General features: G+C 71.2%; 19 protein-coding genes. 9 read left to right on the top strand and 10 right to left on the bottom strand.

Features of this window, described 5'->3' with window-relative positions; translation table 11 throughout:
- Nucleotides 1-3 precede the first annotated feature (3 nt).
- Nucleotides 4-3,021 carry an AMP-binding protein gene (locus ACWGKJ_RS06395; protein ID WP_385033370.1) on the bottom strand — a complete coding sequence of 1,006 codons (3,018 nt, stop codon included), beginning with the start codon at nt 3,019-3,021 and terminating at the stop codon, nt 4-6.
- Nucleotides 3,022-4,171: 1,150 nt separating this feature from the next.
- On the opposite strand from ACWGKJ_RS06395, the gene ACWGKJ_RS06390 reads away from it, so the two are divergent.
- Complete coding sequence (locus ACWGKJ_RS06390) at nt 4,172-5,059, top strand: GNAT family N-acetyltransferase (protein WP_385033367.1); 888 nt, start codon at nt 4,172-4,174, stop codon at nt 5,057-5,059.
- Nucleotides 5,060-5,191: 132 nt separating this feature from the next.
- Here ACWGKJ_RS06390 and ACWGKJ_RS06385 read toward each other — a convergent pair whose 3' ends face one another.
- On the bottom strand, nt 5,192-6,421 hold the full coding sequence (locus ACWGKJ_RS06385; protein ID WP_385033364.1) for an MDR family MFS transporter: 1,230 nt from the start codon (nt 6,419-6,421) through the stop codon (nt 5,192-5,194).
- A gap of 553 nt (nt 6,422-6,974) precedes the next feature.
- Between ACWGKJ_RS06385 and ACWGKJ_RS06380 the strand changes: the two genes are divergently transcribed.
- Nucleotides 6,975-7,208 (top strand): hypothetical protein, encoded by a 234-nt coding sequence (locus ACWGKJ_RS06380; RefSeq protein WP_385033361.1) that lies wholly within the window; start codon nt 6,975-6,977, stop codon nt 7,206-7,208.
- A 155-nt stretch (nt 7,209-7,363) separates the two neighbouring features.
- Here ACWGKJ_RS06380 and ACWGKJ_RS06375 read toward each other — a convergent pair whose 3' ends face one another.
- Nucleotides 7,364-8,554, bottom strand: coding sequence for a lipid-transfer protein (locus tag ACWGKJ_RS06375; RefSeq protein WP_385033358.1), 1,191 nt, complete (start codon nt 8,552-8,554; stop codon nt 7,364-7,366).
- A gap of 344 nt (nt 8,555-8,898) precedes the next feature.
- Here ACWGKJ_RS06375 and ACWGKJ_RS06370 point away from each other — a divergent pair, with 344 nt between their 5' ends.
- Entirely contained in the window at nt 8,899-10,044 is a 1,146-nt protein-coding gene (locus ACWGKJ_RS06370) for a hypothetical protein (RefSeq protein ID WP_385033355.1), read from the top strand.
- A gap of 15 nt (nt 10,045-10,059) precedes the next feature.
- Here the strand turns inward: ACWGKJ_RS06370 and ACWGKJ_RS06365 are convergent, their stop codons facing one another.
- Nucleotides 10,060-12,375, bottom strand: a complete 2,316-nt coding sequence (locus ACWGKJ_RS06365) for an acyl-CoA dehydrogenase (RefSeq protein WP_453315676.1) — start codon at nt 12,373-12,375, stop codon at nt 10,060-10,062.
- A gap of 192 nt (nt 12,376-12,567) precedes the next feature.
- On the opposite strand from ACWGKJ_RS06365, the gene ACWGKJ_RS06360 reads away from it, so the two are divergent.
- The 4 genes from ACWGKJ_RS06360 (at nt 12,568) to ACWGKJ_RS06345 (ending at nt 17,174) form a co-directional block, all read left to right on the top strand.
- Nucleotides 12,568-14,388 (top strand): MFS transporter, encoded by a 1,821-nt coding sequence (locus tag ACWGKJ_RS06360; RefSeq protein ID WP_385032278.1) that lies wholly within the window; start codon nt 12,568-12,570, stop codon nt 14,386-14,388.
- A 210-nt stretch (nt 14,389-14,598) separates the two neighbouring features.
- Nucleotides 14,599-15,240, top strand: coding sequence for a class I SAM-dependent methyltransferase (locus tag ACWGKJ_RS06355; protein WP_385032281.1), 642 nt, complete (start codon nt 14,599-14,601; stop codon nt 15,238-15,240).
- Nucleotides 15,241-15,278: 38 nt separating this feature from the next.
- Complete coding sequence (locus tag ACWGKJ_RS06350) at nt 15,279-16,193, top strand: N-acetylmuramoyl-L-alanine amidase (protein WP_385032285.1); 915 nt, start codon at nt 15,279-15,281, stop codon at nt 16,191-16,193.
- A 111-nt stretch (nt 16,194-16,304) separates the two neighbouring features.
- Nucleotides 16,305-17,174, top strand: a complete 870-nt coding sequence (locus tag ACWGKJ_RS06345) for a DUF5336 domain-containing protein (RefSeq protein WP_385032289.1) — start codon at nt 16,305-16,307, stop codon at nt 17,172-17,174.
- A 214-nt stretch (nt 17,175-17,388) separates the two neighbouring features.
- Here ACWGKJ_RS06345 and ACWGKJ_RS06340 read toward each other — a convergent pair whose 3' ends face one another.
- Nucleotides 17,389-18,792 carry a DUF7507 domain-containing protein gene (locus ACWGKJ_RS06340; protein ID WP_385032292.1) on the bottom strand — a complete coding sequence of 468 codons (1,404 nt, stop codon included), beginning with the start codon at nt 18,790-18,792 and terminating at the stop codon, nt 17,389-17,391.
- 448 nt (nt 18,793-19,240) lie between these two features.
- Between ACWGKJ_RS06340 and ACWGKJ_RS06335 the strand changes: the two genes are divergently transcribed.
- Nucleotides 19,241-20,251 carry an LLM class F420-dependent oxidoreductase gene (locus ACWGKJ_RS06335; protein ID WP_385032295.1) on the top strand — a complete coding sequence of 337 codons (1,011 nt, stop codon included), beginning with the start codon at nt 19,241-19,243 and terminating at the stop codon, nt 20,249-20,251.
- 112 nt (nt 20,252-20,363) lie between these two features.
- Here the strand turns inward: ACWGKJ_RS06335 and ACWGKJ_RS06330 are convergent, their stop codons facing one another.
- Nucleotides 20,364-21,140 carry a maleylpyruvate isomerase family mycothiol-dependent enzyme gene (locus ACWGKJ_RS06330; RefSeq protein ID WP_385032298.1) on the bottom strand — a complete coding sequence of 259 codons (777 nt, stop codon included), beginning with the start codon at nt 21,138-21,140 and terminating at the stop codon, nt 20,364-20,366.
- A 112-nt stretch (nt 21,141-21,252) separates the two neighbouring features.
- Entirely contained in the window at nt 21,253-22,080 is an 828-nt protein-coding gene (locus ACWGKJ_RS06325) for an SCO6745 family protein (protein WP_385032301.1), read from the bottom strand.
- Nucleotides 22,081-22,228: 148 nt separating this feature from the next.
- On the opposite strand from ACWGKJ_RS06325, the gene ACWGKJ_RS06320 reads away from it, so the two are divergent.
- A complete protein-coding gene (locus ACWGKJ_RS06320) occupies nt 22,229-22,519 on the top strand; it encodes a hypothetical protein (protein ID WP_385032304.1) in 291 nt (96 codons plus the stop codon).
- A 43-nt stretch (nt 22,520-22,562) separates the two neighbouring features.
- Here ACWGKJ_RS06320 and ACWGKJ_RS06315 read toward each other — a convergent pair whose 3' ends face one another.
- The 3 genes from ACWGKJ_RS06315 to ACWGKJ_RS06305 are packed head-to-tail and all read right to left on the bottom strand — an operon-like array spanning nt 22,563 to nt 25,744.
- A complete protein-coding gene (locus tag ACWGKJ_RS06315) occupies nt 22,563-23,642 on the bottom strand; it encodes a prenyltransferase/squalene oxidase repeat-containing protein (protein WP_385032307.1) in 1,080 nt (359 codons plus the stop codon).
- Entirely contained in the window at nt 23,639-24,370 is a 732-nt protein-coding gene (locus tag ACWGKJ_RS06310; RefSeq protein WP_385032310.1) for a class I SAM-dependent methyltransferase, read from the bottom strand. Before ACWGKJ_RS06310 ends, ACWGKJ_RS06315 begins: the two co-directional genes overlap by 4 nt.
- A 51-nt stretch (nt 24,371-24,421) precedes the next feature.
- Nucleotides 24,422-25,744, bottom strand: coding sequence for a glycosyltransferase family 4 protein (locus ACWGKJ_RS06305; RefSeq protein ID WP_385032313.1), 1,323 nt, complete (start codon nt 25,742-25,744; stop codon nt 24,422-24,424).
- Between the last annotated feature and the right edge of the window lie 146 nt (nt 25,745-25,890).

Below are 25,890 nucleotides of genomic sequence, written 5' to 3'. Positions count from 1 at the left end.
TGGTCAGTGGGCCGGCGGGTGCTCCGGGGCCGGGTTCTTCGCCAGTCGGGCGAGTTCCGCGCGCAGTGCGGCGGCGAGCTCCCCGACCCGGTCGTGGTCGAAGTACTCGGTGGCGTGATGGAGATGGAAGTGGATCTCCGGGCCGGTGACGACCGGGTAGAACTCCAGCGGCCACATCCACCGCCGTTCGCCCCAGTCCAGCGCCTGCGCGCGTACGCCGGGCAGATTCACCGCAGTCGAGTAGTCGGACTGCGGCGCGAAGATGACCGGGAACGTGCGGGGGTCGTGCGGGTCGAGATCCGGGCGGTAGCGGCGCAGCAGCCAGAGGAAGGACGGCTGGGACTGCCGGAGCGCCGTGCCGATCTCGTCACCGACGGTACGGGCCGCCGCGGCCGGTGCCTCGGGCAGCGCCCCGTAGGGCAGCACGGTCGAGTCGGTGAAACAGCCCAGGGTGCTGTTGAGACGCGGGTCGGGCCGCTTGGCGTTCGACAGCAGCAACTGCCCGTCCGGCCGGCCCGTCCACTCCTGGAGCCCGCGGATCAGAGCGGCGGCGACAGCGGAGGGCAGCGTGGTCCCGGCGGCGGCACATGCCGTCCGCAGCGCCTGGGACTCCTCGCGGTCCAGGCTCCACGAGACGGTGCGCAGCGCGTGGTTCTGCCGGTTGTTCCCGGCTCCGGACCGCCAGGGGAGGCGCATCCCGGTCAGCCGCCGCAGGCGTTCGTCCCAGTAACCTGACCGGTCCGGCCACAGCGGCCGCTGTTCTGCCTCCCAGGCCGCGTAGGCCGAGAACCGCAGCGCCTCGACCGGCTCCTCACCCGCGTAGACCGCGCAGACCTGCCGGAGGTACCGCTCCTTCGTCCAGCCGTCCGAGGCCAGGACGTGGTTGACGAGCACCAGTGCCGTCTCGTCGGGCCCGAGGGGGTAGATGCGTACCCGCATGAGGGGTTCGGTGCCGAAGGCGAAGGGGCGGACGGCGGTCCGTTCGGCGTCGGTCCTGCACCAGCTGTGCGGATCGGCGCCCTCCGGGGGCCGTACGACCTCGACCGCGGGGTGCGGCCCGAACGAGGACTGGCGTACCCGGGTTCCGGAGCCGGAGAAGGCCAGCCACTGGCCGTCGGCGCCGCGCAGTACGGTGTCGGCGGCTTCCGCCAGCCGTGCGGTGTCCACCGGCCCGCTGAGCCGGGCCGCCCACAGGAACTGGAACCGGACCGGTTCCTCGTCGCGTCCGATCCACTCCCAGAACCGCTCCTGTGCGCCGGTGAGCGGCTGGGGGCCGGTGGCCGGGAGGGAGCCGAGCCGTGTCCTGGACGGTCGTGGACCCCCCTGGACCGCGGCGATCCGGGCGGCGATCCGGTACGGCGTCTGGAGGTCGAGAAGGTCACGGAGTCCGAGGGCGGCACCGAACTCGTCCTCGATCCGGTTGAGCGCCTGGACGGCTTCGATGGACTGGCCTCCCGCGTCGGTGAAGGAGGAGTGCGCGCCGAGTCCCGGCGCCAGTGGCATGACCTCTCGCCAGATACCCAGGAGGGTGCGCACCGAAGGGTCCTGGTCCGCCGTGTCGTCCGTGGTCGCTTCGCCGGCGGTCAGGGCGGGCAGGGCGTTCCGTTCCAGCTTGCCGGAGTGGGTCCTGGGCAGTTCTGACACGGCTCTCCAGGCGCCGGGCCTGGGGCCTTGCAGATCCGTGGGCAGCTCGTGGGCGATGTCCTGCACCGGCCGGTCGGTGACCACGTAGGCGGCGATGACAGCCGGACCGGTGGGCGGGGTCGCCACGTTGACCCCGGCGTCCCGCACGCCCGGCACCCGCCGGATCGCGTCCTCGATGAGGCCGAGGTCGACGCGGACACCGCGGAACTTGTACTCGGCGTCGAGCCTGCCCTCGACGACCAGCCTGCCGTCGGGGAGTTGATAACCGAGGTCACGGGTCCGGAAGACACGCACCGGATCCTCCGGCGCGAAGGGGTTCCGGACGAACCGCGCCTCGTTCAGATCCGGCATGTCCCAGTAGCCGTTGGAGGCGTGCGGCGTACGGATCAGCACCTCCCCCACCTCGTACGGGGCACATCTGCGGTCTCCGTCGGCCACGAGGATCCCGCACTCCGGGAGCGGTGGCCCCACGACGGCCTTGCCTTCGGACACGGCCTCCTTGATGAGGGTCAGATCGATGCGCTGTGCGCACTTGGCCAGCGTCGTCTCGGAGGGGCCGTAGAGGTTGTAGAGGGTGGCGCCGGTCCCGAAGCGGTCCGCCCAGGCGTACAGGTCGCCTTCGTACAGTGGCTCGCCTGCCAGGAGGAGGGCACGCAGCGAGGGCAGTCCGGTCCGCGAGTTCCCCGAGCACCACAGCCGGGCGAGCGTGGGAACGGCGTGTACGAGGGTCACTCCCGTACGGGCCAGCCAGTCCAGCGCGGCCGGTGAGCGTACGAGTCCGGCCCGGTCCTCGGGAACGGCGAGGCGGGCGCCCGCGACGAGCGGCACCAGCACCTCGCGCAGAACGGGGTCGAACGTCGGTGCCGTGAGCTGGGCGCAGATGTCATCCGGGCCCGCCCGCAGTTCCTCGATCTCCCAGGCGACGAAGTGGTCCAGGCCGTGCAAGGTGCCCTGGATCCACTTGGAACGGCCGGTGCTGCCGGAGGTGGGCAGCAGATAGGCGGTCCCGTCCGTGAGCCGGGTCGCATCAGCTTCTGCCCGGCCCGCCACGGCCGGCCCTCCGGGTGCTGAACAGTGCACCGTCAGGCGTGGCCAGGGGGCGTGCTGTGCCGGGTCGGGGGTGGTCTGCGGCAGGAAGATCCCGCCCGAGCGCCAGATGCCGAGCATGACGGCGATCCACTGCCAGTCGTCGCAGTCGCGCACCGCGACGACGTCCCCCTGCCGCAGGCCCGAGTCCGAGAGCTGCTCGGCGACGCGGCGGACGAGTGCGGCGAATTCCCCCCGGGACACGGTCTTTTCACCGAACTCGACGACCGGGGTGCTGTCCTCGTACCAGTCGTGGATTCCCGCGACCAGCGCACTGACCGGGCCGCCCATCAGAGTCCTCCCGCCGTGCGGCGTGCCGGCACGTCACAGGGGTCGAAAGGGCGATCCGGCAGAGGGAAGAAGCTGAATAAATCGGAGCCGGGCCATTCATCAATGACTATCGAAGCGGAACGGTTCAAAGTCGGTTCGTCGCGCCATGCACCGAATAATTTCCTCAGGCACATACATTCTCTCAACTCGACCGAGTGCGGACCTGTGTGATCTCGATGAGATCCCTCTCAAGTTCGCACACGGAATGCGGTAAGTCCAACGTGACGAAGACCATGCCAATCCGCCCTTCCATCCCCGACACGACCGCGCTACGCGCGCGTCTTCTCATTCTGGCTGGTCACCATGGACGGCCTCGCACGGCCACGATTCGTCACGCGCAAGGAAAGGAACCACGCCAACAAGCCAGCCGACGCGTTGTTTGAGCCACCGAGACTCATTTCTATCGATGGCTCGAATCAGTCGGCTTAGCACACGTCAACAATTACCAACTGGTCAGTACATGCACGGCCGGTACACATTTCACCGGCCGAACCGGGGTACAGAGGGCGGGGTAGAGACGGAACGGCCCCCGGGGGCGTCGGTGAAGAGCCGATACGGAGACGCATGGACAGCACCGAGCGGAACCGGACACGGGGCCCTCCCCGGGCACCGGATCCTCGCGGGAGATCCCCCCCTGCATCCTGCACATTGGATATTTCACCGTGGTAACGTCCACAGCCGACCGCGGAACTCGCAACGTGAACGTCGCTACATGAACGTCGGCGAAACGGGTTCCGAAATCGCGAAGGCATCCACACAGGCGGCGCGGATTCCGGAGCAATGGCGTTTCAGCGATTCCTGGCCGGGCAATGACGGTTACTTGCTGGTTTTGTTCACCGTCCATCCCTGCTGTCACCGCGATATTCGGACCTGCCCTCACCTCTTTTCGGCCACGGATCCAACTCCGCGCACGCGCGGCCCGTCTCTTCCCGAGCGGTGCCGACGCGGTATCCACCCGTACGGACGGGCCGTCGTCAACTGCGGAGTGGCCGATCCTTTCCAGCCGTCAGGGGTACGGAAGCCGTCCGGCCCATTCGGGCGCCCCCGGCCGGCCGCACCTGCGCACAACCGAAATCAACCAGCCAATCCAGCCAATACGTAAGGAGAGAACATGTCCATGCAAGCGGGAGTCGTTCTGACGGTGGACCTCGCGGTACTGGCCCCCGGCGCCGACGGGTGGGAGGTACTGCTGGTCGAAAGGGGCAGGGAACCCTACCGAGGAGACTGGGCGCTGCCCGGTGGCAAGGTCGAGCGCCACGAGTCGCCCGAGGACGCGGCCTGCCGGGAACTGGCCGAGGAGGCAGGGCTGCCCCTGGAGCGCTTCGACCTGACTCCACTGTCCTGGTACGCGGCTCCGGACCGCGACCCGCGTGGCCGGTATGTGAGCCTCGCCTACGCCTGCCTGCTGCCGGAGCGCCCCGCCGTGAAGGGCGGCAGCGACGCGACGGAGGCCCGCTGGTGGCCCCTTGCTCTCTCCGGACTGCCTGAGCTCGCGTTCGACCACGGTACGATCCTCGGCGCCGTGCGCCGGATCGCGCCGAACGGCTGCACCGGTCCCCTGACGTTGCGCAGGCCCGTACCCGCCGACATCCCCGGGATCGCCGGCCTGCGTGACACCGCGCCCGGCACCGGCACCGGCCCCCGCGATGAGGACCTGGAGAACTTCTCCGCCCGCTGTCTGCACGACGGGAGCGATGCGGTCATTGGCTCACTCGGCGGGTTCCTCCTGGCCGCGGGAGCCGTGCGCCCCGCCGCGGGCGACGCCGGGAGGATCGAACAGATACGGGTCCACCCCCGGTGGCGGGGCCGGGGCTTCGGCGGCAGGGCACTGGAGCACCTGGAGCGACGGGGTTCCGAACTCGGGTACCGCCGACTGGTCCTGGAGACCAGCGCGGACCAGCCTGCCGCTCTCGCCCTCTGCCGGCGCCACGGCTACCGGCAGACCGGCACGAGTGCCGACGCGGGCCGGTCTGCACTGCTCTTCGAGAAGCAGTTGTAGCGGCTCCTCCACATCGGTTCGGGACCTCGGCGGTGCCGGACCTCGGCGTCATCGCTCTCCCCCGGAGGCGGCGGGCACTGCCCGCCGCCTCCGCCGTGTCCCGGCAGCGGCGGACCGGGCGGGCCGGCCGCTTCACGAGCTTTTGGTCAGAGGGTCCAGCGCGGTCTCCTCCCGGGGGAGTTGGCCTTCGGCCGGTACGCGGCGCAGAAGCAGCCAGTATCCGGCGCCCGCCACGGTGCCGACGACAGCACAGGCCGCCCACAGCACCTGGGGCCCGTAGCCGTCGATCACCAGGCCGCCCAGCAACGGGGCCACCAGCGAGGCGGTCGCCCAGGACAGTGTGTAGACACCCTGATAGCGGCCCTTGGCGTGGGCGGGAGAGAGCCTGGTGACCAGGTCCATGTTCACCGGCGCGTGCAGGACCTCGGCCAGCGTCCACACCACAAGGGCCAGCGAGTACCCGACAGCGGAACTCGCGAACGCGTTAAGCCCGAATCCGTAACCGCACAGCAGGGTGGCGAGCACCAGCAGGCGCATCCGGTCCGGGCGGGCCAGCAGCCGGGTGACCGGGATCTGCAGCACCACGATCAGGAGCCCGTTCCCGCTGATGACCCACCCGTACTGGGCGGCTGACAGCCCGTCACGGGTCATGGCGATGGGCAGCGCGGTGGCCGACTGCTGGGTAATGGTGATCACGAGGAAGGTCAGGCCCGCCACGGCCATGAACCGCCCGTCGCGCAGGACGCTGCCGAGCCCGGTGCCTCCCCGTGTCTCCTCGTCCTCCGCGGCCGGTCCGGGTCTGGTCTCCGGCAGCTTCCGGAAGACGATCAGAGCGCAGGCCAGTGTCGCCGCGGCCTCACCGAGGAAGAGCCACAGGTATCCGTGCGCGACGATGAGCCCGGCCGAGGCCGAGGCGACCGCGAAACCGATGTTGATCGCCCAGTAGTTCAGCGAGAACGCCCGGCTGCGGTCCTCCGCCGGCACCATGTCGGCGATCATCGCCTGGATTACGGGTCTGGAGGCACCGGAGGCGGCGCCGAGCAGGCACGACAGCACGGCGATCATCAGTGGCTGGGAGGCCAGTCCCAGGGCGACGGTCAGGGTGGCCGTGGCGAGTTGCGCCAGCAGCAGCGTCGGGCGCCGCCCCACCCGGTCCGCGAGGACTCCGGCGATCACCGATGCGACGGCGCCCCCGGTCCCGTACGACGCGACGACCAGCCCGGCGAAACTGGCCGAGTATCCCTTGACCGCGGTGAGATACAGGGCCAGGAAGGTGGCCACGAACGAGCCGAGGCGGTTGACCAGCGTGCTCGTCCACAGCCACCAGAAGGCTCGTGGCAGACCCGAGAGCGCGCCCTTCACCGCATGACGGAGGGGGCGGGCGGCCTGATGGACAGATACAGGGGCACGAAGCATCCTTCCCGGGATCGGACTGGAACAGGGCGGTGTCGCCGGGGCCGCTGCGTGCGCGTGGGGGAACACCCCTGTTCACTGGGCAGCAGGCCCGGAACCGGAATCAATTCTCCCGCGCGTCACCCCGGCACCACGCCCCTACTATCGGCCAACTCTTCTCCGCCCGGCGCCCCTCCGCTTACGTATCTGTGGCTGCGGGTCTTCCCGCTACGCGTAGACGGTGTACTTGCGGGAGCACCACGTAACACTTTGCGGATGGTCAGCCTGGGGCTGTTGATTGATGTCGTCAGCGAATTCACTTGTGCAGCAACGGAGTTGTGGCCCACGACCATGAGCCACCTCTCTTGACGTCGCAGGGGGGATCTGCTGACTCCCCCTGCTGGAAAAACGCTAGGGACCCCCGCCAACAGAACGCCAACAGCCGCGGCGTGCGCCCGCCGTCCCCCGAGGCGCGGAGACCGGGCAGGCCGCCGGCGTCGCAGGACCGGGCAGACTGGTGACCATGAAGAGGCGCAGCACACGGCAGACGCTGGTGGTTGACGGGGAGAAGTTCGAGGTGGTCAAACGCCCCGGGCAGCGGGGCACGTACGACTTCACGTGGCTCACCGGGCCCAACCCCGGATACGGCTTCACTTCTGCGGTGCAGCCGGCCAGAGCCTTGAGCGCATCGGAATGGGAAAAGTCAGCACGGGACTTCCTGAACCAGGTGGATCCGACTACCGGGTATATCGAATAGAGCGCCCCTCGGCGCAGGGGCGCATCCGAGAGGCAGCGCACACCAGCGGACCAAGGGCTGTCCCGCTCCGCCAGTGCCGTCCCGGCCGGACAGAACACACGGAAGCCGTCGCCGTTCAGCTCGCCGCTGCCGGTCCAGGGCCGCCCAGTCCCGCCTCACCCCCTCCGCAGCACCGTCACCACCGCCGCCCCGCCCAGTCCGATGTTGTGCGCGAGGCCGACCCGGGCCCCGGGTACCTGCCGGGCTCCGGCCTCGCCGCGCAGTTGCCAGACCAGTTCGGCCGCCTGGGCCAGGCCGGTCGCGCCCAGTGGGTGGCCCTTGGAGATCAGACCGCCCGACGGGTTCACCACCCACCGGCCGCCGTAGGTGGTCGCCCCGCTCTCCACGAGCTTGCCCGACTCCCCTTCGGCGCACATGCCCAGCGCCTCGTACGTCAGCAGTTCGTTGACCGAGAAGCAGTCGTGCAGTTCGACGACGTCCACGTCCTCGATACCGAGCCCGGACCGGCCGTACGCCTGCCGGGCCGCCTCGCGTGACATCGGCCGGCCCACCACGTCGATGCAGGACCCGGAGGCGAAGCTCTCCTCGGTGTCCGTCGTCATGGCCTGTCCCGCGATCTCCACCGCCTTGCCGTGCAGACCGTGCTCGATGACGAACCGCTCCGACACGACGACCGCCGCCGCTGAGCCGTCCGATGTCGGTGAGCACTGGAGTTTGGTGAGCGGCCGGTGGATGGTCTTCGCCGCCAGGATCTCGTCCACCGTGTAGACGTCCTGGAACTGGGCGCGCGGGTTCTGTGCCGAGTGCCGGTGGTTCTTGGCGCCGACCGCGGCCAGCTGGGCGGCGGTCGTCCCGTAGCGCTCCATGTGCTCGCGGGCCGCGTTGCCGAAGATCTGCGCGGTGGGCGGTGTCATCTCGAAGCCGTGTCCGGCCGCCATGACCCCGTAGTGCCTGGCCACCGGCGATGTCTTGAAGTCCCCGCTGTCCGCGCCGCCGCCGAGTGCGCCGCGCTGCATCTTCTCGAAGCCGAGGGCGAGCACACAGTCCGCGACACCGCCCTCCACGAACTGCCGTGCCATCATCAGCGCCGTCGATCCGGTGGCGCAGTTGTTGTTGACGTTGTAGACGGGTATCCCGGTGAGCCCCAGTTCGTATGCGGCGCGCTGGCCGGCCGTGGAGGGCTGGAAGCAGTAGCCCACGGGGAGTTGCTGCACCTGTCCGTAGGTGACCCCGGCATCGGCGAGCGCCTGGGTGCCCGCCTCCTTCGCCATGTCCCAGTACTGCCAGTCGCGGCTCTCCGGCTTCTCGAACCTGGTCATCCCGACGCCGACGATGTACGCCTTCATGGTCCTGTCCCGCCTCCCGGGTCCGCTGCCCCGGTCGCACGCCCGGCAGCACCGCCGGGCGCCCGTGTCCGGTCTCGCGTCCCACGCTCGTATCCGACACTCATATCGGCACGCGTACTCCGACACTCACATCCGACACCTCACACCTGACACACCGTCAGATAAATGCATAGTGGCAGCGGGAAGCGGTCAGCGGAAGGCCGCGGGCCCGGATGTCCAGGAACCCAGCCACCGGGACCTGCCTCTTCAGGCGGCAGCCGCTGCCCCTGCGCCCCTGGCGCCGCCACCCCCGCGCGGGGTATGCAGGAAGGGTTATCCGCGTCCCGCTGCCGGAAGAGCCCCCCATGCGTCCCCGAGAGACCGCCAGGACACCCGAGAGCGCGCACGCCGGCCGGGCGCCGGCCCGTCCGCCCGCCGCCCGGCCGTCCGCCTCCGCATCCGCCGAGGGCCCCGGCTCCCCGCAGCGGCTGGCCGCCCTGCAGCGCAGCGCGGGCAACGCGGCAGTCGTCCGGATGCTGCGCGGGACCGGCCGGTCCGGCGGGAGCGGGGAGCAGGCCGGGGCGGGCGGCCCGCGCGAGGCGGCCGGGGCGGACGTACAGCGTGCGGTGTCCTCGGCGCCCACGGTGCAGCGGATGCGGGTGGCCAGCGGCACCGTCGCGTTCACCAACGTGTCGGCCAAGTACCCGGAGTACCACGAGAAGGCCACCCGGATCATCCAGCTCCTCACGTCACACACCGAGATCATGCGGTACGTGGGTGGCCGCCCCTGCGAGATCACCCTGGAGAAGCGCACCACGGAGACCCCGGCCGAGGTGAGCGACAAGGGCGAGCGGGGGGTCTTCGTCACCCTGGCCTCCTACTACTTCGAGAACTACGGCATCGGGCACATCGCCGGAATGCTCTGCCACGAGTTCGGCATCCACCCTCTGGCGGAGAGCAAGCCGGGCCTGCGGGGCGAGGAGGAGGGCTTCCGGGGTCTGCCGATGCCGGTACCCGGGCTGGAGCAGGAGGAGCGGGGAACGCCCGGCGAGATGCCCACGATGAACTCGGACAAGGCCAAGCAGCCGGACCATGTGCTCGGGGCGATCCCCGGCAGCCCGCGCTTCAACATCTACCGCGATGTCACCCTGGAGATGGCGGACCTGCTGCTGAGGGATGTACAGAACCGGCAGCCGGGCGCCCGGGAGCAGGACGTCACGGACCTCATCGACTGCTTCCTGATGGACATCGCCTCCATCGCCGCGACCAATGACGCCCGCACGCGCGGCCTGCCCATCGTCGGCAACTCGGAGGGCGGGCAGGTACGGAGCGACATCGCGAAGGTCTACAACCGGTACAAGCAGCGGCTGTCCGGCGAGGCGCTCGGCCGGCAGCGGCTCCTGCCGCTGTTTCCGCAGGACAAGACACCGCAGACCGTCAAGGACGACTTCAACCGGCTCCTCAAGGCCATCGCGAAGGGGAAGCTCTGGGCCTGGAGCATCGCGGGGTAGCCCCGCCCGCGGGTCTCACGGATCGCGCGGCAGACCGAGCAGGCGCTCCGCGACGACATTGAGCTGCACCTGTGTGGTCCCGCCCGCGATGGTCAGACAGCGCGACATCAGAAAGCCGTGCACGGCCTGCTCCCCCGCCCCTTCGCGGAGCGCACCGGCCGGGCCGAGCAGTTCGAGCGCCAGCTCGGCGACCTTCTGCTGGTGCGGGGTCTGCACCAGCTTCCGTACGGAGGCGCCCGCGCCCGGTTCGACTCCGGAGACCTGCTGGAGCGTGGTGCGCAGCCCGATGCAGGCGAGGGCGTGCGCCTCGGCGGCGAGCGCTCCGATCCGGACCCGCTGGGCGCCGTCGAGCCCTTCGGACCGGGCGATCAGCGCTTCGAGACCGGTGGGGAAGGTCAGCTGGTCGGCCATGTGGACGCGTTCGTTGCCGAGCGTGTTGCGGGCCACCCGCCAGCCGTCGTCGACCGCGCCGAGTACCGCGTCGTCGGGCAGCAGTACGTCGTCGAAGTACACCTCGTTGAAGAGCGAGTCGCCGGTGATCTCCTTCAGCGGCCTGATGTCGATCCCCGAGGTCTGCTTCATGTCCACCAGGAAGTAGGTGAGCCCCTGGTGCCGGGGTGCCTCCTGGTCCGTACGGGCGAGCAGGATTCCGTGGTCGGCCCACTGTGCGGCCGATGTCCAGAGTTTCTGGCCGTTGACCAGCCAGCCGCCTTCGACCCGGTCCGCGCGGGTGCGCAGCGAGGCGAGGTCGGATCCGGCGCCGGGCTCCGAGAAGAGCTGGCACCAGAGCAGATCGCCGCGGAGCGTCGGGGCCAGATACCGGGCGCGCTGCTCGTCCGTCCCGTATGTGAGCAGCGAGGGCACCACCCAGGTGGCGATCCCGAGGTCGCTGATCCGCACCCCGGCGGCGGCCATCTCCTGCTGTACGGCGAGCTGTTGGACCGGCCCCGCGCCCAGACCGTACGGCTCCGCCAGGTGCGGCGCGGCGTATCCGGTGGGGGCGAGGGCGCGGCGGGCCCCTGCGGGATCGAGGCCGCGGGCCGCCCCCAGCGCCTCACGGGCCCGCTCCCGGTACGGCTTCGCATCGGCCGGCAGCTCCAGGCGCAGTTCCCGGCGCGCACCGGATGCGGCGTACCGCACGGCCCGCGCGCGGTGGGTGTCGCCTGGGCCGAGCAGCTGCCGGGCGACGACGGCGCGGCGCAGATGGAGATGGGCGTCGTGTTCCCAGGTGAAGCCGGTGCCGCCGAGGATCTGGATGCAGTCCTTGGCGCAGCTGTACGCGGCGTCCAGCGCGGTGGCAGCGGCGAGCGCGGCGACCAGCCCGCGCACGCCCGCCGAGGTGGCAGCGGCCACGGACCCGCCCGCGCACGCCGCCCCGCCGCCGGGGACGCCCGCCGTTCCTCCGTCGGGGACGTCCGCCGTTCCTTCGTCCGGGACGTGCGCGGTCCCCCTCTCGGGCGCGGGCGTCCCCGGCGGCGGGACGCCCGCGTCCGCCGCTTCCGTGCCCGCCGTATCCGCGCCCTCTCCGGCGGCCCGCGCCGCGTCCCAGGTCAGCGCCCTGGCCTGCTCGACCCGTAGCAGCATGTCCGCGCAGAGGTGCTTGACCGCCTGGAACTGGCCGATGGGCCGCCCGAACTGCTCGCGTACTTTGGCGTGTTCGGTGGCGGTGTGCAGCGCCCAGGCCGCGGTGCCGCAGGCGTCGGCGGCGAAGAGGACGGCCGCCAGATCGGTGACGAGTGTGGCGTCGAGCGTCAGCAGCCGGTCGGCGGGGATCTCTCCCCGCAGCCGTACCCCGGCGGTCGGCCGGGTCGGGTCCACGCTCTGCTGGGGGCGCACATCGAGCCCGTCGGCGTCCACGGCGGCCCAGCGCCCCTCGTGGCGCAGCAGGACCAGATCGGCCTCCGCACCGCCGAGCACCGGATCGTCCGGGTTTCCCAGAGCCACCGCGCCGGTACGGCGGCCGTCCGCGAGCGGCGCCGCGAGATCGGGGCGGCCCGCCCGGTGCAGTACGGCGGAGGCCAGCACGGTCGGCAGATACGGGCCGGGGAGCGCCGCCCGGGCCGCCTCCTCCAGGATGACGGCCTGCTCGACGAGGCCGCCGCCCCCTCCCCCGTACTCCTCGGGGAGGTGCGCGCCCAGCAGCCCCTGCCCGGCGAGCACGTCCCAGTGGGCCGGCCGCGCACCCGGGCGGCCCCCGGTACCGCCACCACCGTCACCGCCGGGTGGCGCGTCGAGCCGTGCGCGGGCCTTCCCCGGCGGCACCTCGCGCGCCAGCAGCCCCCGTACGGCTTCGGCCAACTCCCTCTGCTCCTGCGTGATTCCGATGCCCATGCGCAACGAGACTAGAACACGTTACATTCTGACGGAAGGTCAGATACCGAGGCGGGGCCGGGTGATACAGATCACGCGGCACTTATATGGCGTTTACCGGAATACACGGCCGCCTCCGGAAGCTTTCACGATGCAACCACCTGGACGCCCGGCCCGCTGCCGGCCCGTCTTACGCCCCCGGAGGCTTCACGTATGACACAGGCCGCTGCCTTGCTGCCCGAGACAATCGCCGAGGATCCGCGCTCCCCCCGTGGCAGGGGCGGCATCGTCCCCGTACTCGCCTTCGCAGGCATCGTCGTGGCCGTCATGCAGACGCTGCTCGTCCCGGTCATCAAAGATCTGCCGACGCTGCTGAGCACCGCCCCGTCGAACGCCACCTGGGTCATGACCGCCACGCTGCTCGCGGGTGCGATAGCCACGCCGATCATGGGACGGCTCGGCGATCTCTACGGCAAGCGGCGGATGCTGCTCGTCAGCCTCTCCGTCATGGTGATCGGCTCGCTGATCTGCGGGTTCACCGAGAACCTGCTGGTCATGATCGTCGGCCGTGCGCTCCAGGGCTTCGCCATGGGCGCCATCCCGCTCGGCATCGGGATCATGCGCGACGAACTCCCGCGCGAGAAGCTCGGCTCGGCGATGGCCCTGATGAGCTCCTCCATCGGCGTCGGCGGCGGACTCGCGCTGCCGGCCGCCGCCCTGGTGGCCCAGCACGCCGACTGGCACGCCCTGTTCTTCGGCGCCGCCGGGCTCGGTGTCCTCTCGATGGCGCTCACTCTCGTCTTCGTACCGGAGTCGTCGACCCGTGCCCCGGGCAGCTTCGACACCTTCGGCGCGCTCGGCCTCTCGGCCGGTCTGGTCTGCCTGCTGCTGCCGATCACCAAGGGCTCCGACTGGGGCTGGACCTCGGGCACCACGCTCGGGCTCTTCGGCGGGGCGCTCGCCATCCTGCTGCTGTGGGGCGTGATGGAGCTGCGGATCGCCGCACCCCTGGTGGACCTGCGCACCACGGCCCGCCGTGAGGTGCTGCTCACCAACCTGGCGTCGATCATGGTCGGTGTCGCCTTCTACGCCATCTCGCTGGTCCTGCCGCAGCTGCTCCAGCTGCCGAAGGCGACCGGTTACGGCCTCGGGCAGTCGATGGTGGTCGCCGGCCTGTGTGTGGCGCCGCTCGGCCTCACGATGATGCTCACCGCACCGGTCTACGCCAGGATCGCCGCGAAGTTCGGCCCCAAGGTCTCGCTGATGATCGGCATGCTGATCATCGCGGTCGGTTACGGGGCCGGGCTCGCCCTGATGAGCGCGCCCTGGCAGACCATCATCATCTCGGTCGTCGTCGGCGCGGGCATCGGTCTCGCCTACTCCTCGCTCCCCGCGCTGATCATCGGCGCGGTCGACCCCTCCGAGACGGGCGCGGCCAACGGACTGAACACGCTGATGCGCTCCATCGGTACCTCGGTGTCGAGTGCGGTGATCGGCATGGTGCTCGCGCACTCGTCGGTCGCGATGGGCCCGGTGTCCGTACCGAGCATGAGCGGCTTCCGCACCTCGTTCATGATCGCCACGGGTGCCGTGGTCATCGGCCTGGTGTTCGCGGTCTTCCTGCCCTCGCGCAGGCGCACGGCCGCGCTGCCGCAACCCCCCCGGCCTCTCGCCACCAGTGAGGGGATCACGGCGCCGGTCGCCGAGGCGGCCGAGGCCGTCAACGGCGCCCACGGCATCGCGGACTTCCGGGGGTTCCGGGGCCGGGTGCTCGACGCCGACGGCACTCCGGTACCGCGCGCCACGGTGACGCTGATCGACCACCGCGGCCGGCAGTCGGGGATCGTGGTCGCGGACGGCGCGGGCGCCTTCGCCCTCGCGGTGCGGTCGGCCGGTACGTACATCCTGGCCGCCACCGCACCCGGCCGGCCGCCGCTCGCCACCCATGTCGCGTACACGAGCGTGGACGAACGGGTGACGGTGGACCTGAGGCTGGGAGCGGCCGTACCGGAGAGGGAGAACGCGAACCGGTAGGCGGCGGCCCTGGCCCCGGACGCCTGGCGGCCGGTTGCGGGGCCACGCGCGGCAGGCGGGCGGTTGCGCGGGCGGGCGGTTGCGGGGCCCCTGCGCAACCCCCCGGCCTCCGCATCTACCATGAGCCGCCCGGCCGCCCGGCCGGGCAAGCACCCGTCCCACCCGCCCGGTTCCGCACAGCTCCGTTCCATTCCGTACAGGAGGATCCCCATGGCCGCCCCCACGCCAGCGACCCTGGCCGCGTTCGAGGCCGCCAAGGGGTTCATGCCCGTGGACGAAGGGCTCGCGCTGTACGACGCGGCGGCGCTGGCGGCCGGGCTCGGCCTGCCGCTCCTGGAGGTCGGCACCTACTGCGGCCGCTCCACCCTCCTCATCGCCGACGCGGCGCGCGCGGCCGGGGTGCCCGCGATCACCGTCGACCACCACCGCGGCAGCGAGGAGCAGCAGCCCGGCTGGGAGTACCACGACCCCTCCGTCGTGGACCCCGATGTCGGCCTGATGGACACCCTCCCCACCTTCCGCCGCACCCTGCACAAGGCGGGTCTCGAAGACCATGTGATCGCGATGGTCGGACGTTCCCCGCAGATCGCGAGGGCCTGGAGCGGGCCGCTCGGCCTGGTGTTCATCGACGGCGGCCACACCGACGAGCACGCGAGCGGCGACTACGAGGGCTGGGCCCCGCACCTCGCGGACGGCGGACTGCTGCTCGTCCACGACGTCTTCCCCGACCCGGCCGACGGCGGCCAGGCCCCGTACCGCGTCTACCTCAGGGCCCTCGCGTCCGGCGCCTTCACCGAGGTCTCCGTGACCGGCTCGCTCCGGGTCCTGCGCCGCACCGGAAGCGGAATCTGAGCCACCCGGCGCACCACGACAGCGCTTAAGCTCGGGTGGTGCTGTACGACGATGACGACCACCGCCCCGCCCGCTCACGCCGCCTCCGCACCTCCCCGGGGGTGATCACAGCCGCCGCCCTGGTGCCCGCCTGTCTGGCGGGCTGGCTGGTCTGGCATGCCGTGGGCCCGGACGACAGCACATCGACGAAGCCCCCGGCGCCGGTGAGCCAGTCCCCCGGCGGAGCCGCACACTCCCAGGACGACAAGCCGGGCGGCGGTGCTCCCGCCGGTCACCGGTCGATCGCCGGGAAGGTCGTCGTACTCGACCCCGGGCACAACCCGAACAATTACCGTCACCCGACCGAAATCAACCGTCCGGTGAATATCGGTAACGGCACAACAGAATGCGACACCACCGGCACTTCGACCAATAGCGGTTATGCGGAGGCCCGGTTCACCCTCGATGTCGCGCACCGGGCGCGCACCCTGCTGGAAAAGCAAGGGGTAAAGGTCAGACTGACCCAGAACGACGACCACAGTTTCGGCCCCTGTGTGCCCGAACGGGCCGCCGCCGGCAACAAGGCGAAAGCGGACGCCGCCGTCTCCGTGCACGCCGACGGTTCGTCAGTCGGCCACCGCGGCTTCCATGTGATCCTTCCCGCCCTGTTGAAAGCGGGCGCGGCCAACACCACTGACATCGTGGCCCCGTCGCGCGGTCTCGGAACCCGTATCGAGAAAAAGTTCGCCCGGGACACCGGAACCGCGCCCTCCAACTACATCGGCAACGGTACGGGGTTGGACACCCGGAGCGATCTCGGCGGGCTCAATCTCTCCACCGTGCCCAAAGTGTTCATCGAATGCGGCAATATGCGTGATCCCAAGGACGCCGCTCTGCTGACGAGTCGGAGCTGGCGCCAGAAGGCCGCACAGGGGATCGCGGACGGCATCAGCAGCTTTCTCCACGCGGAGTGACGAGACCCGACACACGACCCGCCCGGGCAGACGATAGATTCACCCCTACGATGGGGAGCCGCCCCCGAGCTCCACGCCGCCCCGACGAGCCGACCTACTAAGGACTCCTACGTGAACTTCCGCTCCCTCACACGAGGCGACGGCGTGGTGATCGGAGCAGCGGTGGTGCTGTTCATCGCCTCGTTCCTCGATCTCACCTCTTACGGCAAGCAGTGCAGCGGTTCCTACTGCGCCAATCTGAACAACCCCAGCGCATGGGACTCACTGGGCACACTGATGGCCATCTATCTGGCCGGCGTCATCGGGGCCGCCCTGATCACCGTGGCGCGCACCCTGCCGCAGCCTCGCAAGGTCGCCGGACTCGACATGGCCCAGTTCGGTGTCGCGTTCACCGTCTTCGCCGCGTGGACCGCTTTCTGGACCCTCATCGACGCGTCGAGCCGGGGGGCCGGTCTGATCCTCGGGTTCATCGCCTCGCTGGTGCTCGCGGGTGCGGCCGTGGCCGGTCCGCTCGTCCCGGCGCTCCAGGGCCCGCTGCTGAGTGCGCCGAAGCCGGCCGCCGTGACGCCGTCGCCGTACGGGGTGCAGGCGGCCGGTGTACCGGGCCAGGGGTACGGATACCCGGGCGCCCAGGGCCAGCAGCCCTACGGTGCGCAGCCGGGGCAGCCGCAGCCCGCGGCGTTCGGAGGCCAGGCCGGGCACCCCGGCCAGCCGCACGACACCCAGCAGCCCGCGGCCACCCAGCACTCCCAGCCGCAGCCCTCGGCCGAGGCCCCCGCCGGGGAGTTCGCCCCGTTCTGGTTCGCGGTTCCGGTGGCCCGCCCGCTGTACGCGGAGGACGGCTCACCGGCCCCCATCGCCGAACTGGCCCCGGGCACCTGGTATCTCGCGGTCGAGCAGCGCGGCCCTGGCCTGATCGCACAGACGCAGGACGGCCGGCGCGGCGTGCTCCAGGACACCACGGGTATCCAGCGCGGCTGAGGCCGTTCGCCCCCTCCGGGGCGGCATCTCCTCCCGTACGCTCCTCCCTTCGAACTTTCGAACCTTCGAACCTTCGAACAGGACACCGCAGGCGGGCCTTCCGGGTCACCGCAGGCGAAATCCGGGCCGCCGAGCTCTGCTCGGCGGCCCGGAGGTCTGTCCGGCGGGCCGGATCCGGCGTCGCCGACCGTGGCCCCGTGACACCCGCCCGGGGCTACTTCCGTGGCGGGCAGGGGTCGCAGCAGGACGGGGCCGGTTCGACACAGACGCTGACGGTGCCGGTGTTGTTGGTGGGGTCGGGATCCTTCTCGTTGGCGGCGGCGGTGGCGGTGTTGCCGATCAGGCCGGTCCTGGTCGCCCTGCCCCGCAGTACGAGGGTGGCCGTCGCGCCGTCGGCCAGGTCGCCCACGGCCCACCGCCCGGTGGCCGGGTCGTAGCTTCCGGTCGTGCCGTCGGCGGACAGGAAGGCGAGGCCGTCCGGGAGCCGGTCGGTGACGGTGACACCGGTGGCTCCGTTCGGGCCGGTGTTGTGGACGGCGATGCGGTAGGTCACCGTCTGGCCGACGGTGACGGTGGTGGCGTCGGCCGCCTTCGTCACGGCCAGATCGGCAGCCGGCCTGACCTGCGTGACCTGCTCGTTGGATGTGGCCGTCAAGGGCTCCGGCGTGTCACCCAGCCGGTTTTCGTAGGAGGCGGTCGCGGTGTTGCTGAGCTGCCTGCCGCCACTGGCCCGGTCGATGACGACCCGGTACTCCACCGTGGTCCCGGCCGGCAGGGTCCCGGTGTTGGGCAGACTGCCGCCCTTCGCCCCGGAGGCGCCGTCGCCGAGATGGAAGACGGCCTTGTTCGCGACGGCGTCGTAGTACGCCTGGTCGTCGCCCTGCGCGTCGCTCTTCACCCCGGCGTTCGGGCCGTCGACGATCCGCAGGGAGCCGGGCAGATACGTCGTGCCCTGCGGAAGGACGTCGGTCAGGACGAGGTTCTCGGCCGCGCCGCCGCCCTCGTTCCTGGCCGTGATGCGGTAGGTGATGACGTCGCCCACCTCCAACGGCCCCATGGGAACGGCGGTCTTGGCGAGCTCCACGGAGGGGGCGGTGCCGAAGAAGACACCGTCCAGGAAGTTGCCGATGCTCTGGTTGCCTCCGGCGGCGGAGACGGAACGGAAGGCGAAGCGGGTCAGCGTCTGCCCCGCCGGGACGGTGTAGGTGCCCGTGTAGTAGCCCCAGGCGGTGTTGCCGTCGGTGCAGCGCCTCTGCTCCACCGTGGATGCCGGGCCACCGATGTCCAGCGCCATGGTGTCGTCCCCCAGACGGCCACGGTGGTACAGCCGCCAGTACAGCTTCGTGCCGGGGGTGGTCGGCAGGTCCTGGTAGAGGGTGGAGACCTGATTCGCGTTGAGTTCCGCGAACTGGACGCCATCGGCGGCCGGTACACCGTTGAAGCCCGAGTGCCACAGCTCGATCCTGTGGTCGGTGGCGGTGGTGAGCCAGCCCGGGACCCGCTTGGACGCCTGCGTCTGCGAGGCGTCGGGCAGGATCTCCACACCGGTCACGGTGGGCTGTTCGAAGCTGCCGTTGGCCAGGGCGACCCGGAGTGGAGCAACAGGAGGTGTGGCCATGGTTCTTCCCCTTGAGTCGACGTTGCCTGCATGCGCCGTCCGGCAGACCGCACCTCTGCGCGCCGTGGCGGGGAGCCGGAACGCCGACAGCCCACCGCATCCACTCGAACACGTAAAGTGACGGTCGCGCGGGTTCGGCCAATCCCGCGCGACGGGTTTGCGGGGCCCGTCCCGGCGCCGCCCCGCCGCGCCGCCCCGCACGGCCCCGGAGGTGCGTCGCTCCCGGCGCACCCGCCTCCAAGCCCCCTTCCGTCCAGCGCGTCACGACCGAAAACCCCCGCCGCATCCCTTGGGTGCACCCTTACTCAGGGTGAATCGGCCGCCGGTGAAGTTGACGCCTCCGGAACGGCGGACCCGGTTCGTCCGCGACTCCCCTTCCGGGCGGGCACCCTTACGCCTACAGTCATCTGACAGACCGTCAGGATTCGTACGCCCGGGAGGCTTTGCGATGCGGCTAGGACTCGCCCTCGGCTACTGGGGCCGCGGCCCGACCCCCGGTCATCTCGAACTCGCCCAGGAGGCAGAGCGTCTCGGCTACGCGTCCGTCTGGACCTCCGAGGCCTGGGGCTCCGACGCCTTCACCCCCCTGGCCTGGATCGCCGCCCACACCTCCCGTATCCGGCTGGGCACGGCGATCGTGCAGATGGCCGCCCGCACCCCCACCGCCACCGCGATGCACGCCCTCACCCTGGACCACCTCTCCGGCGGCCGGATGATGCTAGGTCTCGGGCTCTCGGGCCCACAAGTGGTGGAGGGCTGGTACGGACGCCCGTTCCCGAGCAGCCCGCTCACCGCGACCCGTGAGTACGTCGACGTCATCCGCCAGGTCCTCAGGCGGGAGGCCCCGGTCGAGCTGGACGGACGCTTCCACCAGCATCCGTACCGGGGGGCGGACGGCACCGGGATCGGCAAACCGCTCAAGCCGATCACGCATCCGCTGCGCGCCGGGCTGCCCGTGCTGCTGGGGGCGGAGGGACCCAAGAACATCGCCCAGACCACCCGCATCGCGGACGGCTGGCTCCCCCTGTACTGGTCCCCGACCCGCTCCGACGTGTACGAGGCGTCGCTCACCGGCCTCCCCGAGGACTTCATGATCGCGCCGATGGCCCGAGCGCACGTCTGCGACAGCGTGACGGACGGGCTGCTCCCGGTGAAGGCGATGCTCGGCTTCTACATCGGCGGCATGGGCCACGCGGCCCGCAACTTCCACGCGGATCTGATGGCGCGGATGGGGTTCGAGGCCGAGGCCCACCGGATCCAGGAACTGTTCCTGGCGGGCCGCAAGGAAGAAGCGGTGCTGGCGGTCCCGGACGCCTTCGCCGACGAGATATCCCTGGTGGGGCCACGCCAACGGATCGCCGAGCGGCTGGAGTTGTGGCGCAAGGGGCCGGTGACGGACCTGCTGGTCACGGCACCGGACCCCACGACACTGCGGGTGCTGGCAGAGCTGAACAGCTGAGCGGCGTCCACGGCCCTGCCGCGCCGGCCCGGGACCGCGGGCGGGGACGGGCCGGCGCAGGGCGGTGTGCCGGCCGTCCGGGCCCGGCACCCTGGAACGACGCCCGCTCCCGCTAGAACGACGCCCGCTCCAGCCAGAAGTCCAGCAGTTCCCGGTCCCCCAGCACCTCCACCCGGTCGCTCCCCGCGGGCAGCCGCCGGTAGAAGACCTGGAGGACGTCCGTGAGCGGACCCCGCAACGCCACCGTCGCCTTCTCGTGCCCACGGCGCCAGCTGAACCCGTCCTCGCCGAACTCGATCAGCCACTCCGCATCGGCCGCGTCCGTGGCGTGCAGATGGATCGAACGGCCCGCGCCGCGCAGACCGGCCACGTCCTCGTCGCCGGACGCCTGGGCGAAGGCCAGGATCTCCAGCCACTCGTCGATGGTGTCCGCTGCGACCTCCGGCTCCACCTCGAACGGCACACCGGCCGTCAGGGCCGCGTCCGCCCGGTGCACGGCCGTCTCATGGACCATCCGGCGCGCCCAGAACCCGGCGTGCTGATCGTCCATCCACGTCCAGACCCCGGCGTCCGGACCGGCCGCCCGCAGGGTCGCGGCGAGCCGCGCGGCGCCGGCGGCCAGCCAGGCGTCCAGAGCCGCCGGATCGTCGTCGCCCGCCCCGGCGCTGTCCGGCACCTGCCCGCTCGGGACCCTCTCGGTGGCCTTCGTCCGTACGATCGTCTCGACCCAGCGGTGTGCACGGCCCAGATGGCGGGTCAGCTCCCCCAGGGTCCACTCCGGGCAGGTCGGCACCGTGGCCGTCAGATCCGCCCCGGCCAGCGCCTCCCTGAACAGGCTTGTCTGCCGCAGCAGTTCATCGCAGTAGCGGTCGTGTCCCAGTGACGTCATGCCCCCACTCTAGGGAGGACCGGCGCCGCGGAGACCACCCATTCCGGCGGGCATCCGGGCCGGCCGGTACTCCCCCGTACCGGCCGGGCCCCGTCCCGTCAGCCGCCGCCCGTCACCGCGATCCCGCGGCCACAACCGTCGCGGTGAGGGGTTCGAGGACGGCGGCCAACTCGTCGAGCTCGGCGGGGGACAGGGCGTCGTACGGCGCGGCGGCCAGCTCGTCCGTGGCGTCCTCGATGCGTTGCTTGGTCGCGCGGCCCTCGTCGGTGAACCGACCGCCGGTGTCGACGAGTCCGCGCTCGCGCAAGCCGTCCATGACCGCGGCCAGCCGCTCCTTCGGCAGATGATGGACGCGTCCGAACGACTCCGGCGGGTGGATGCCCCGGGCCAGCGCGTCGAGGATGTGGGCTTCCGTGCCGCCGACGCGCGCGCCGACCAGAGCGGCGACATGTCCGTCGCAGCGGTGCTCGCGCAGCATGGTCGCGGAGTGCCACAGCCGGGCGACCGGGTCGTCCGGCACCGGCAGGGTGCGCATCCCGGCGTACATCACCCGGCCTTCCGTGGGGGCGTTCACCGCGGCCCTGGTGGTGAGGTCTGCGGCGCGCACCAGGCCCGGGGAGCCGGCCCGCTCGTCACCGAGGATCCGCCGCAGGGAGGCCGCGCTGCCCCGCTCCCGCGCGGCGGCCGACGCCTCGGGCGGGATCGTCTCCCACGCGCTCGGGATGTGTCGCGCGACCTCCCCTTCGGCGAAGCTGTAGAAGGCTGCGTGCACCACCTCCGCCGGTACCCGCCCCAGCGGCGCGGCCCGGCTGGCGAAGTAGCCGTCCCAGTAGGTGCGGTGGCCGAGCGCGGCCAGCTCCTGATTGCTCTCGTCGGCGAGGAAGGTGACCAGGCAGATCGGCTCCAGGAGCTCGAACATGCGGCGGGAGGTGTGAGCCATGGCCGCCATCATGCCCGCGGACGCCCCGGGGAGGGGTAAGGACCGCAGCGGCGCGTATCGAAAACACGGGCGGGCCGGGGTCAGGTCAGGCCCCCGGGTTCCATGTGCCGAGGGTTTCACGCAAGCACAAGCGGCAACACGTTCGACCATGTCCAGATATTCGAACGGAAGCAGCCCCGCGGCGAACATCATCATGGTCATCGCCGATGTCATGGCCTTCATCCTGGGCCTGTGGATCCTGATGTACCTCCTGGACGCGAACCGGGCCAATGACCTGGTGACGTTCGTCCACCACGCGGCGGACTGGCTGGCCGGCTGGTCCCGCGACCTGTTCACCTTCGACGAGGCGTGGGCCCGGGTCGTCGCGGGCTACGGTCTCGCGGCTGTCGTGTACCTCTTCATCGGGCACCTCCTCGCGGGCCGGGTCCGCAGGCACTGAGCCGCCACCGGCCACCGGCCGCGGCGGCCGTACAGGCCAACTGTCAGCGGCAGCAGTCCGGTTCGAGCCCGGACGGCAGCCGCTCCGCCCCGAAGACCGCGGTGGTCGCCTCGTCCCCCCCGAGCGCGGCCACCGCGAGCAGCAGCGACCCCGCGGTCCAGCTGGTGCGCTCCAGCGGCCACAGCACCCGGTCGTCGAAGACGTACCCCGTCCAGTACATGCCGTCGTCGGCCCGCAGATGCCCGATCGACTGGAGGATCTCCAGCGCCCGGTCGGACTCCCCCATCACCCAGAGCGTCAGGGCGAGTTCACAGCTCTCGCCGCCGGTCACCCAGTTGTTGGGCAGCACACAGCGCACTCCGAGGTCCGGCACGACGAAGCGGTCCCACTCCGCGTCGATCCGCTCCTTCGCCGCCGCCCCGCCGAGCGCACCGCCGAGGACCGGGTAGTACCAGTCCATCGAATAGCGGCTCTTGTCCAGGAAGCGCTCGGGGTGGCTGCGGATCGCGTGCCCCAGCGCTCCGGCCGCCAACTCCCAGTCGGGCTGCGGCTCTTCGCGCTCATCGGCGAGCGCGAGCGCACAGCGCAACGCCTGGTAGACGGACGAGGAACCGGTCAGCAGCGCGTCCTTGACATCCGCCCCGCCCTCGTCGGCGGGCTCCCTCTTCCAGCCGATCTCGCCGCCCGGCTGCTGGAGTTGGAGCACGAACTCGACGGCGGCGTACACGACGGGCCACATCCGGTCGGCGAACGTGTCGTCGCCGGTGGCCAGAGTGTGGTGCCAGACGCCGACAGCGACATACGCGCAGAAGTTGGTCTCCCGGCCGCGGTCGGTGACCCGGGCCGCGTCGCCGTCCTGGTAGGCGGCGTACCAGGAGCCGTCCGCGTTCTGGTGCCGGGCGAGCCAGTCGTACGCGCGCTCCGCGGCCTCGTGCTCCCCGGCGGCGTCCAGCGCCATGGCTGCCTCGGTGTGGTCCCACGGGTCGAGGTGGTGCCCGCGGAACCACGGGATCGCACCGTCCTCGCGCTGCACGGCGAGGATTCCGGCGACCGTGCGTGCGGCCTGCTCGGCGGTGAGGACCCCGGGCAGGACCAGATGTTCCGTACGGCCCGGTGAGGTCACGCGCCCACCCGCGGCGTGTGCGGCTTGGTCGCGTACGCCACGAAGCTCTTGCCGACGACCGGGTTGAGCGCGCGTTCGGCGAGCCGGGTGGCCAGCGGCTTCTTCATGATGTCCCAGACGAGGAGCTGGTGGTAGGCGCGGACCGGCAGCGCCTTGTCGTTGTCGACGCCGAAGGCGCACTTGAGCCACCAGTACGGGGCGTGCAGCGCGTGCGCGTGGTGGCTGCCGTACGGGCGCAGCCCCGCCTCCCGGATCCTGCCGAGGAGTTCGTCGGCCTTGTAGATCCGGATGTGGCCGCCCTCCACCTCGTGGTAGGCGTCGGAGAGCGCCCAGCAGACCTTCTCGGGTCCGTACCGGGGCACGGTGATCGCGATCCGGCCGCCGGGCTTGAGCACCCGCACCATCTCGGCGAGCACGCCCTTGTCGTCCGGGATGTGCTCCATCACCTCGGAGATGATCACGACGTCGAAGGAGGCGTCGGGGAACGGCAGGTTGAGCGCGTCGCCCTGCATGGCGGTGGCGGTGGCGCCCGCGGGGGCCTCGCCCTCCTGCTTCATGGCCGCGAACCACTTGGCGACCTCGCGGATCTCCTCGCCGTTCTGGTCGAGCGCCACCACCTGCGCACCACGCCGGTAGCACTCGAAGGCATGCCGGCCCGCGCCGCAGCCGAGGTCGAGCACACGGTCGCCCGGAGCGAGCGGGAAGCGGGTGAAGTCCACGGTCAGCACGGGGGTCTGCCTTCTTCGCTAGGAGGATGGGAGGGGTACGGCGGTACGGGCCTACGCCGGCACGGACGGGGCGCCGGGACCGCGGGCGGCGATGGCTTCGCGGTAGCGCTCGGCGGTGCCGATGGCGGCCTGCTTCCAGGTGAAGCGGGCCAGGACGCGTTCCCGTCCGGCCGCGCCGATGCGGGTGCGGAGTACGGGGTCGTCGAGCAGCCGGGACAGCGCGCCGGCCAGCGCGCCCGCGTTGCCCGGTGGCACCGCGAGGCAGGTCTCGCCGTCGGCGCCGGTGACCTCGGGGATGGCTCCGCCGGTCGTCGCGACCAGCGGGGTGCCGGTGGCCATGGCCTCGGCTGCGGGCAGCGAGAAGCCTTCGTAGAGCGAGGGGACACAGGCGATCTGGGCGCCGCGCACCAGGTCGACCAGCTCCTGGTCGCTGACGCCCTTGACGAACCGGACCGCGCCGTCGAGTCCGTACCGCTCGATGGCCTGCGCGACCGGCCCGTCCTCGGCCCGTTTCCCGACGACGACGAGATGGGCTTCGGGATGCTCGGTACGGAGTTTGGCGAGCGCCTCGATCAGGTGGACCAGGCCCTTGAGCGGTACGTCGGCGCTCGACGTCGTCACGATCCGGCCGGGCACCTCGGCCACCGACGGGTCGGGCGACCAGAGTCCGGTGTCGGCCCCGATGTGTACGACATGGATACGGTCCTCGCGCACCCCGAGGTCCTCGATGATCTCCTGCTGCGATGAGCCGGAGACGGTGAGGACCGATGGCAGCCTGCGGGCGACCCGCTTCTGCATCCGGGTGAAGCCGTACCAGCGGCGCACGGAGGCGCGGCGGCGCCAGCCGTCGGCGGCCGCCAGGTCGAGCCGCCGGTCGACCGTGATGGGGTGGTGGACGGTGGTGACCAGCGGCGCCCCGAGGTCGCCGAGCAGCCCGTATCCGAGGGTCTGGTTGTCGTGGATGACGTCGAACTGGCCGCGTCTGGCGAGGAGATGGCGCCGGGCGCGCAGCGAGAAGGTCAGCGGCTCCGGGAAGCCGCCGGTCCACATGGTGCCCACCTCGACGGCGTCGATCCAGTCGCGGTACTCGTCGCGTTTGGGGGTACGGAAGGGGTCCGGGCTGCGGTAGAGGTCGAGGCTGGGCAGCTCGGTGAGGGGGACGCCCTCGTCCAGCACCGGGAAGGGCTGGGCGCCGATCACCTCGACGCTGTGGCCGAGCCGGGCCAGTTCCCGCGAGAGGTGGCGGGCGTAGACGCCCTGACCTCCGCAGAAAGGATTGCCCTTGTACGTGAGGAGCGCGATGCGCAGCGGGCCCCGGGGGCCGGCGGCGGATCCGCCGGCCAGGGGGTCCGCTTCTATGGCCTCAGCGGTCACACTCGGCCCCCTTCTCGCAGCAGTCCCGGCGGAGCGTAGTCGCTCACGCTAATCTAGAACAAGTTCTCGCAAGCCTGGGGCCCGAGGGCACCCCTGGAGGACTCAGCCAGACCTGATCGTTCAATGCGCGTCGTTCAATGAGCATC

It is taken from the genome of Streptomyces sp. NPDC054757, from assembly GCF_053612185.1.
The sequence above is the reverse complement of the archived record's forward strand: the minus strand, read 5'-3'. Positions and strand labels throughout refer to the sequence as shown.